An 8347-nucleotide genomic window follows, 5' to 3' on the forward strand; every position below is an offset into this window, starting at 1 on the left:
AAAGCCCCCAAAAGGGCTATTATCTGATATGGCTTGTTTTGGTCTCACGGCAAAAGCCCCCAAAAGGGCTATTATCTGATATGGCTTGTTTTGGTCTCACGGCAAAAGCCCCCAAAAGGGCTATTATCTGATATGGCTTGTTTTGGTCTCACGGCAAAAGCCCCCAAAGGGCTATTATCTGATATGGCTTGTTTTGGTCTCACGGCAAAAGCCCCCAAAAGGGCTATTATCTGATATGGCTTGTTTTGGTCTCACGGCAAAGCCCCCAAAAGGGCTATTATCTGATATGGCTTGTTTTGGTCTCACGGCAAAAGCCCCCAAAAGGGCTATTATCTGATATGGCTTGTTTTGGTCTCACCACTCTTTGGCACCTAGAATTGGTAAAGCAGGGCTTTACTTTAGTATTGCGATTGCTATACTAAACTTACTGACGATCTGTGGGACTCTTTGAGTACGTTAGTGTCTGCCAAGAAATTCTTGGCCGCAGGCCGAGCCGCGATATACAAAGACCTCCACCATTTTTACGATAAAAAAGGCGACTTATAAAGTCGCCTTTTTTATCTTCTCTTCTTTCTATTCAGCTTAACACCAGTCATTCTAGCATCAATAATCTTCCAGATTTTTAGATAGTCACTACCACTAACTGGGGTTGCATGAGACTTTTCGTCATATGCTAATCTAACATCTATACGAACGCCTTCTATCACTCCACTCGCATCATCTTTAAGGGGAGATATTTCTAGAAAGACCCTGTAAGTTTCATCTTGGTAGTTCTGCTCTACGTAGAAAAACTGTTCACTATGTTCAACAAAGGTCATTAGCAAATGAGGGTTACTTTTTATAATTTCCTTTAACAGATCAGGTAGGCCAAGTGAAAGCTTGTATCTGAGTTCGCAGAAATATCTATATTTTCCAGAAGGGGAGCGGCTATATATATAGTTTTCAACGCCATAGTGATCAGTAAAGCAATGGTCTGAATATGAAAATAAGAACTTTATGGTTTTGTCAGGAATATCATCTTTTCCTGGCCTAGTGTAGTTGGGGTCGCCTCAGAAAACGGAAAATAAAGCACGCTAAGCCCTTACTTACCCAGATGTTTGACTGTTCGTGGCACTTTCACCATGGCAATTGCAATTGCCCAACCCTTGCAAAATGCCGCACGCCTCTACAGATCGAGAGCCAGAACACTTCTCGCGCAAATCAACCAAGTGCCGTTTTAACTGCAACAGCGCGGACACACGCATTTCCACCTGTTGAATATGGGCCTCCAGCAGCGTGTTGACCTCCCCACAGTCCTGCATCGGGTTGTCTCGCAGACCCAGCAATGCGCGAATCTCGCTCAACGTCATCTCGAGCGAACGGCAATGACGGATGAATTGCAAGCGCTCAATGTGCGCCTCACCGTACAGCCGGAAGTTGCCACCGCTTCGCGCTGGCTTCGGCAGTAGCCCTTCCTTCTCGTAGTAGCGGATGGTCACGACCTCGCACCCAGAGCGCTTGGCGAGGTCGCCAATTCTGATTTCCATGCATCAATCTCCAATTATCACTTGACTCTATAGTGACTATAGAGATTTTAATGGAGGCTGAATAGAAGATTTTCAGGAGTTACTCATGAGCGAATGCGCTTCAAAGGGGTGTGGCTGCACGACTGAGCCGATCATCCAACCCACGGCACCGGCCCCGCTGGCAACCGGATCGGCTCAAGCGGTGTACCGCATCGAGAACATGGATTGCCCGACCGAAGAGGCGCTGATCCGAAGCAAACTGGCCGGTCTGGCGGGGGTGGCGGGTCTTGAATTCAACCTGATGCAACGTACCTTGGCCGTGCGACACGAATTGCCTTCGTTGTCTCCCGTCGAGCAGGCGCTGAAGGCCATCGGCATGCAAGCTGTGCGCATGGATCAGGCGTCGGCCGAGCAGACGACCAAGCTGTCCATTGCCAAGATGGATTGCCCGACCGAAGAGACGTTGATCCGCAACAAGCTCGGCACCGTGGCCGGTGTTGCTGATCTCGATTTCAACCTGATGCAGCGCACGCTGTCGGTACGCCATGCGAACCAGGTTCTGCCAGACGTGCTCGTGGCACTGCAAGCGCTTGGATTCGAGGCGCAGGTCGTGGACACGGCAGAGGTCGCATCTCCATCCGCCGCCCCTGTGACCACGCCGACCAACTGGTGGCCGCTGGGCATCTCCTTGGTCACTGCATCGGCGGCCGAGGCGGTCTACTGGCTCCACAACGGCAATCACTGGTCGGTTGTCGTTCTGGCGCTTGTCGCGGTCTTCACGGGTGGCCTCTCCACCTACAAGAAGGGGTGGATTGCGCTCAAGAACCGTAATCTCAACATGAACGCCCTCATGTCGATTGCGGTCACGGGTGCCATGTTGATCGGCCACTGGCCCGAAGCGGCAATGGTGATGGTACTGTTCGCGCTGGCCGAGGTAATCGAAGCCAAATCGCTGGATCGCGCTCGTAACGCTATCCGTGGCCTGCTCGACCTGACCCCGGAACAGGCCACGGTACAGCAGGCTGACGGCACATGGCGCGAGGTGGGCGCCAAGCAAATCACCATCGGCGCCCGCGTCCGGGTCAAACCAGGTGAGCGCATCGCCCTTGATGGTGAGGTGCTGGAAGGCCGCTCTGCCGTCAACCAAGCCCCGATCACGGGTGAAAGCCTCCCGGTCGAAAAATCCCCCGGTGATTCGGTGTTCGCTGGCACGATCAACGAATCCGGCTCGTTCGAGTACCGCGTCACCGCCTTGGCCAACAACTCCACTTTGGCCCGGATCATTCACGCGGTAGAGGCTGCGCAAGGTAGTCGTGCGCCGACTCAGCGTTTTGTCGATCAGTTCGCCCGCTGGTACACCCCCGTTGTATTCGGCGTTGCCATCGCCGTCGCGTTGTTGCCGCCGCTGTTCATGGGTGCGGCATGGCTCGACTGGATCTACCGTGCATTGGTTCTGCTGGTGGTCGCCTGCCCGTGCGCACTGGTGATCTCTACACCGGTCAGCATCGTCAGCGGCCTGGCCGCCGCCGCCCGCCACGGCATTCTCATCAAAGGTGGCGTCTATCTGGAAGAAGGCCGCAAGCTGCGCTGGCTGGCTCTGGACAAGACCGGCACGATCACGCACGGCAAGCCCGCACAGACCGACTTTGTCACATGGGGCAATGCACTCGCCTCGGACAGCCGCAGCATCGCTGCCAGTCTGGCGGCCCGCTCGGACCATCCTGTATCCAAGGCGGTGGCACTGGCCGCGCAGACGGACGGGGTTGCCTTGCTCGACGTGGCCGAATTCAACGCGCTGCCCGGTCGGGGTGTGCAGGGCCAAATCAACGGTGAAACCTACCATCTTGGCAACCAGCGGATGCTAGAAGAGCTGGGGCAGCGTACTCCCGAGCTGGAACAGCGCATCGCGGCGCTGGAAACCATGGGTAAAACTGTCGTGATGTTGGTCAGCGCAAAAGGGGTTCATGCCTTATTTGCCGTAGCGGACACCATCAAGGAAAGCAGCAGGAGCGCCATTGCCGAGCTTCATGCACTGGGCATCAACACCATGATGCTGACCGGCGACAACCCCCACACGGCACAGGCCATTGCCGCACAAGCCGGGATCGACCGTGCGCAAGGCAATCTGCTCCCAGACGACAAACTGCGCGAAGTTGAGCTACTGGCCATAAAGGGCAAGGTCGGCATGGTCGGTGATGGCATCAACGATGCCCCGGCCTTGGCGCGTGCGGACATCGGCTTTGCCATGGGAGCGGCTGGCACAGATACCGCCATCGAGACCGCTGACGTGGCCCTGATGGACGACAACCTGGGCAAGATTCCGACCTTCGTGCGCCTGTCGCGTGCGACGGCGCAGGTGCTGATGCAAAACATTGTGCTGGCCCTTGGCATCAAGGCAGTATTTCTGGTGCTGACCTTCACGGGTCAAGCGACCATGTGGATGGCGGTGTTTGCTGATATGGGGGCCAGCTTGCTCGTCATTGGCAATGGCTTGAGGCTGTTGCGCAAATGAGCTGGAAATTCTTTCTCTACGACTGGGGTGGTCTGAACATCGCGTTGTTCCAAGCCATCAACATGAGCACACCTGCAGCGCTGGAACCGCTGGCATCGTTCTTCAACCTTGTGATAGGCAACTACTGGACTGCACCACTGATGCTCTTGGCGATGTGGGGATGGTCAAAGTCGGCACCTGACCCAACGCGGGCCGATGCCATCCGGTACAGACTCAGAGTCTTTAGCGTGGCCTTTGCGTTGGCATTTCTCGTCGCCACCATCTTGAAGCTATGGATCGACTTTCCACGCCCGCCTGCCGTTTTTGGCGACATGGTGCGCGTTATCGGGGGCATCGAACGACACTACAGCCTGCCCAGCGGGCATGCCACCTATGCCGCGCTGGTGGTCGGCGCGCTCTGGCCTTTGATAGGCCGTCGTGGCCGCATCGGCTTGGTGTTGTACGCCGCATTGGTCGGTTGGTCACGCATCGCAGCCGGAATGCACTTTCCTGCCGATGTGCTGGCGGGGTGGGTACTTGGATTGAGTTGCACGGCGCTCGCCGGGTGGCTGATGCCGCTGGCCGCCCCTGTGTGGCAATCGGCTCGCCGCACATCGACTTGGGTCTGGTTCGCAGTGGCCGCCAGTGCTGTCATGACCGATCAGCTCGCAAAGTTCGCCATCACCCGCACGTTTGCCTACGGTGAACAGGTCGAAGTCACGCCCTTCTTCAACTTCGTCCATGTCCTGAATCCCGGCGCGGCATTCAGCTTTCTGGCGAACGCTGGCGGCTGGCAACGTTACTTTTTCATCACGCTGGGCCTGGTCGTTTCTGCTTGGCTGGGACGCATGCTGTGCCAGCAATTGCCCCGTCTCGAAGCGATGGGATACAGCCTGATCCTCGGCGGTGCGCTGGGCAATGTCGCGGATCGTGTGCTGCGTGGACAGGTTGTTGATTTCCTTGACTTCCATTGGCGACTTGCGCACTGGCCCGCCTTCAACCTCGCTGATGTGGCGATAACTATCGGAGCGCTCTGCCTGTTCTTGACGGTTGTACCGAAAAGCAGTAAAGGCACAGAGGCCGAGGTGTCCGGTTAAGCTATAGTCATCTTAGTACTGCTTACACTTAAAAATTCAATAATTAGAATTCTACAGGACGATGGCTTAAAATCATAAATGTACTCAACCAGTAGTTTTTTGTTTGTTCCTGTAATATGTCGCCTTACTTATCCCTATATTTTCCCATGGCTTAACTTGTCTTACAGAACTAGAACAGGCTTTCCTACCACCACCTTTCGATTTTTTACCGCCTTTCGACCCTTGTATCGACTGCCATGCACTAAACCCTTCGGGGGTGATCTTAGCGTGCGTCCATTTCGCCACACTGCGAGCGGTATGACGAACTTCATTGAGAGGCAGGAGATTGTTCGGGAAGTGTTGGGCGTTATAACCCATCGCACGGTCGTGACACGCCTGTAAAAACTGATCGTAACTCGGCCAACCTTGACGGATCGCTCGACGAGCCCAACGAGACAACAAATCAAACAGCTCACAGTTACGTCCAAGTCCATACTGATGTTGTTTGATCGGGTGATCTCGTAAATCGAGGCAATCCGCAAGCCAATCCAGTGTATAGAGGTTTTTCTCCCACTGCGTAACCCTCCAGTGCGCGTTTAAAGGGTTTTTACACACCAACCCTTTGTATCCCACATCTGCATCCAAATTCTCTCTGAGAGCGCTCTCAATGGCCGCAGCGTAACGCAAAGGCGCCGGCTTTCCATCGGGCGCGGTGCGCACCGGTACCGCCAAACCATAAAACAAATGGGCATGGCCATTAAACGGGTTTGTCGCCACGATATTGGGAGCGGGAGCGTGTTGGTCATACCAATCAAGGGTGGCCGTGGACGAGTCCACATCAAAGACCAGCCAATATTTATGCGTCGGTCCATTCGGTTGGATAAAACGCGACTGGATCGCATTTTTGAGTTGCGATATTTGAAGACCTGTCATCAAATCGTTTGAGTGGTAGGGCTTCTTAGGAAGAGTCTGTCGGAATAGGTCGAGCTGTTCGTTCACTCAACACCGCACAAATGGCGGTAAAATATTTTATTTGGTAGGGGCATGTGCTAAAGTTCCTCTAGGATTTGTCCTAAACCCCACATCGAATAATCTTCCGCCAAGTTGATAAGATTCGTGTGGGGTTTTGTTTTATAGGGGTCATACTACTGTAAAACGCTCAAAACCCCAAACCTCGGTTCATCCCTCGCGTCTTCTGTCTCTCACGTTCTTTCTGAGTCACGATTTGGTCAATCTTTCCAATAGACTGCTCAAGACGTTGACTCGCTCGCTCAAGCGGTTCACTTCTTGGCGTAACGTCGCGTTCTCGGACGAGGTAGTGTTGAACATGCTCTCTAAGTTTTTGTACGCCGTGACGAAGTCCTTGTGCTGAGCGACGTGCGTTTTCTGTAAATCCTCGAATGCGCTCAATAGCTGTTTTTCTAGCTCGGTCATCGTCTAATTCCCCTTTAGGATCATGTAGTTCTCGCCGTCCTCCCCAAACAACCCCAGTTCTGGACGGACTTGAGCGCACAGTTGTTTGGTCTTCCCGCAATGACTGATCGACATATTTCCGCCCTGGGCGCTCAATGTTTGGATGGTCTCTTTCTGGTCGCGGATCTGTTGGTAGTTGCTCTGAATGTCGTAGAGCTGGTACTGGACGATTCCCCATAACGTTAGAGCCACGATTACCACGCTCAGAAAGAGCCAGAACCACGTCTTTAGGGTCACCCACCACATGCGACGAGAGTAGGCGCGGATGTCTTTTTTGAAGTTCTTCTCGCTTGCGGCTAATTCCTCTTTGATAGACTGTGCGAAGCGATTGAAGTCGCTCTTGAGTTGCTGCTCGGTAGCGCTGGCTTGCGCCTTCGATTTCTGCTCGAAGTCCTGCGCCATGTCTAAAATCTTGCTCATACAAAAGCCCCTTTAGTCGGATGTTTCGCCCTCCATCAGGATCGGCAATAGAAATACTTGTTTTGGTGGTTCGGCTGATCGTAAAGCCCCCACTCTGTAGAGCGTTGACCACATCATCACGGCCATGGATGACCCCCGCTTTCGCCAGCATCATGAGGCTGTCTGTGATCGCCTGTGATGCCTGTTGCTTCATCGGCGGCAAATCCCTAGGCGTGATCATTTCTCGCTGGTTAATGGGGTCATCAGGGTCATGTAGGCCATAAGCGATATTCGCGATCGATTTCCAGGCGTTAATGCGTGGCTTATCCGCTTTTTCAAACCAGGGTTGCAACCGCTTACCGGTCGTTAATTCGACGTTCGGAATAACGAAATTCAGCTCTAGGCGTTCTTTGTCTCGGTGCTCAACCCACAGCACGGAATACTGGTCTTTTTCTAGACCAGGAAAGAGGGCACGTTCAAAGGACGTCATGAGGTCGTCTTTGATTTCTCTGCTCAAGTCAGGCTCCGCAAAGGACAAGACGCCAGACGTGTATTTTTTCGCGTAAGGAGACGAATCGATGAGATCCTGGATCATATCAGGATCCCCTCGATCTAAGGTCGCGCCCTCTCGATCTCGGTTTTTTCCTAACAGATAATCCACCGAGCCAGAACCTCGACCGGCACCGCGACGAAAGAATTTAACGATCATGGCCGGTGTACTCCTCTCGTATCACATCCAGGTCACGCTGTAGTGCGGCTAACGCCGACAAGATCGTGGCTCGATCTAGGGCATGAAAATGCTCGCCATTCAGCGCTCGAGCAATCTGGTTAAGGTTGTTTCCTAATCCAGAAAGCTGACGCAGTAAAGCCGGTTCAACAAGCGGAACCGGCCGAGAACGGGGAGCACGCACACCAAGGCACTGTTCACGCATCCATTCCGCTAATCGTGGCCGGTCTGAACGAAGGACAAGAGCCTCATATTCCCCTTGTGTACAGCGAATTTTGATCTCTTTTGTGCGTTTTTCCGCGTCTCTCATAAAGCCACCTCAACAAAAATAACGGTGCGGATAGAATCTAGCTCGGAACGAGGTAGTGAGATCCGTGCCTAAACAGGGGTAAAGGGGGCGTAGCACCCCTTTCCAGCTCACAGATGACCGTCAAATGCGAAGCAATTTGAAAGGGCACTCTGTGTATGCTGGCTTATACCGTAGTAAGAGTATACCACATATTGTTTTTATCATTCAAAAAGAGATAACGGAAGGAAGCCACCTGTAAAAGAAATAAACACTAAGAAGGCAAAGCCCCCAAAAGGGCTATTATCTGATATGGCTTGTTTTGGTCTCACGGCAAAAGCCCCCAAAAGGGCTATTATCTGATATGGCTTGTTTTGGTCTCACGGCAAA

Annotated in this window: 7 protein-coding genes and 1 pseudogene; 2 read left to right on the forward strand and 6 right to left on the reverse strand. The window is 53.3% G+C overall.

The genetic code is table 11. The annotated features are described in order from the left end of the window. Positions 1-557: 557 nt before the first annotated feature. Together J9B83_RS15295 and cadR are read right to left on the reverse strand one after the other, a co-directional pair. A complete protein-coding gene (locus J9B83_RS15295; RefSeq protein ID WP_211537670.1) occupies positions 558-818 on the reverse strand; it encodes a hypothetical protein in 261 nt (86 codons plus the stop codon). 267 nt (positions 819-1085) lie between these two features. Beyond that, the gene (cadR, locus tag J9B83_RS15300) at positions 1086-1526 is read right to left on the reverse strand and encodes a Cd(II)/Pb(II)-responsive transcriptional regulator (RefSeq protein ID WP_011638890.1); all 441 of its coding nucleotides are present in this window, start codon (positions 1524-1526) and stop codon (positions 1086-1088) included. A gap of 85 nt (positions 1527-1611) precedes the next feature. Between cadR and J9B83_RS15305 the strand changes: the two genes are divergently transcribed. Both J9B83_RS15305 and lspA read left to right on the forward strand, forming a co-directional pair. Then, on the forward strand, positions 1612-4017 hold the full coding sequence (locus J9B83_RS15305; protein ID WP_211537671.1) for a heavy metal translocating P-type ATPase: 2406 nt from the start codon (positions 1612-1614) through the stop codon (positions 4015-4017). After that, positions 4014-5093, forward strand: a complete 1080-nt coding sequence (gene lspA / locus J9B83_RS15310; protein ID WP_011638892.1) for a signal peptidase II — start codon at positions 4014-4016, stop codon at positions 5091-5093. The genes J9B83_RS15305 and lspA overlap by 4 nt, the downstream gene beginning before the upstream one ends. A gap of 84 nt (positions 5094-5177) precedes the next feature. Here lspA and J9B83_RS15315 read toward each other — a convergent pair whose 3' ends face one another. From J9B83_RS15315 to J9B83_RS15335, 4 genes and pseudogenes are all read right to left on the reverse strand, one after another. Beyond that, a complete protein-coding gene (locus J9B83_RS15315) occupies positions 5178-6071 on the reverse strand; it encodes a replication initiation protein (protein WP_328797753.1) in 894 nt (297 codons plus the stop codon). 438 nt (positions 6072-6509) lie between these two features. Continuing rightward, positions 6510-6965, reverse strand: a complete 456-nt coding sequence (locus J9B83_RS16115) for an MbeB family mobilization protein (RefSeq protein WP_211537673.1) — start codon at positions 6963-6965, stop codon at positions 6510-6512. 328 nt (positions 6966-7293) lie between these two features. Then, positions 7294-7653, reverse strand: a pseudogene (locus tag J9B83_RS16120) (relaxase/mobilization nuclease domain-containing protein); the annotation flags it as partial. Next, positions 7643-7981 carry a MobC family plasmid mobilization relaxosome protein gene (locus J9B83_RS15335; protein ID WP_211537674.1) on the reverse strand — a complete coding sequence of 113 codons (339 nt, stop codon included), beginning with the start codon at positions 7979-7981 and terminating at the stop codon, positions 7643-7645. The pseudogene J9B83_RS16120 and the gene J9B83_RS15335, both read right to left, overlap by 11 nt. Between the last annotated feature and the right edge of the window lie 366 nt (positions 7982-8347).

The sequence above is a fragment of the Marinomonas vulgaris genome (genome assembly GCF_018145875.1).
GTDB lineage: Bacteria > Pseudomonadota > Gammaproteobacteria > Pseudomonadales > Marinomonadaceae > Marinomonas > Marinomonas vulgaris.

Bases quoted from the DNA above. Each gene is read 5' to 3' on its own strand.
- J9B83_RS15295 (WP_211537670.1), bottom strand. From the start codon at position 818: ATGACCTTTGTTGAACATAGTGAACAGTTTTTCTACGTAGAGCAGAAC.
- J9B83_RS15335 (WP_211537674.1), bottom strand. From the start codon at position 7,981: ATGAGAGACGCGGAAAAACGCACAAAAGAGATCAAAATTCGCTGTACA.
- J9B83_RS15305 (WP_211537671.1), top strand. From the start codon at position 1,612: ATGAGCGAATGCGCTTCAAAGGGGTGTGGCTGCACGACTGAGCCGATC.
- J9B83_RS16115 (WP_211537673.1), bottom strand. From the start codon at position 6,965: ATGAGCAAGATTTTAGACATGGCGCAGGACTTCGAGCAGAAATCGAAG.
- lspA (WP_011638892.1), top strand. From the start codon at position 4,014: ATGAGCTGGAAATTCTTTCTCTACGACTGGGGTGGTCTGAACATCGCG.
- cadR (WP_011638890.1), bottom strand. From the start codon at position 1,526: ATGGAAATCAGAATTGGCGACCTCGCCAAGCGCTCTGGGTGCGAGGTC.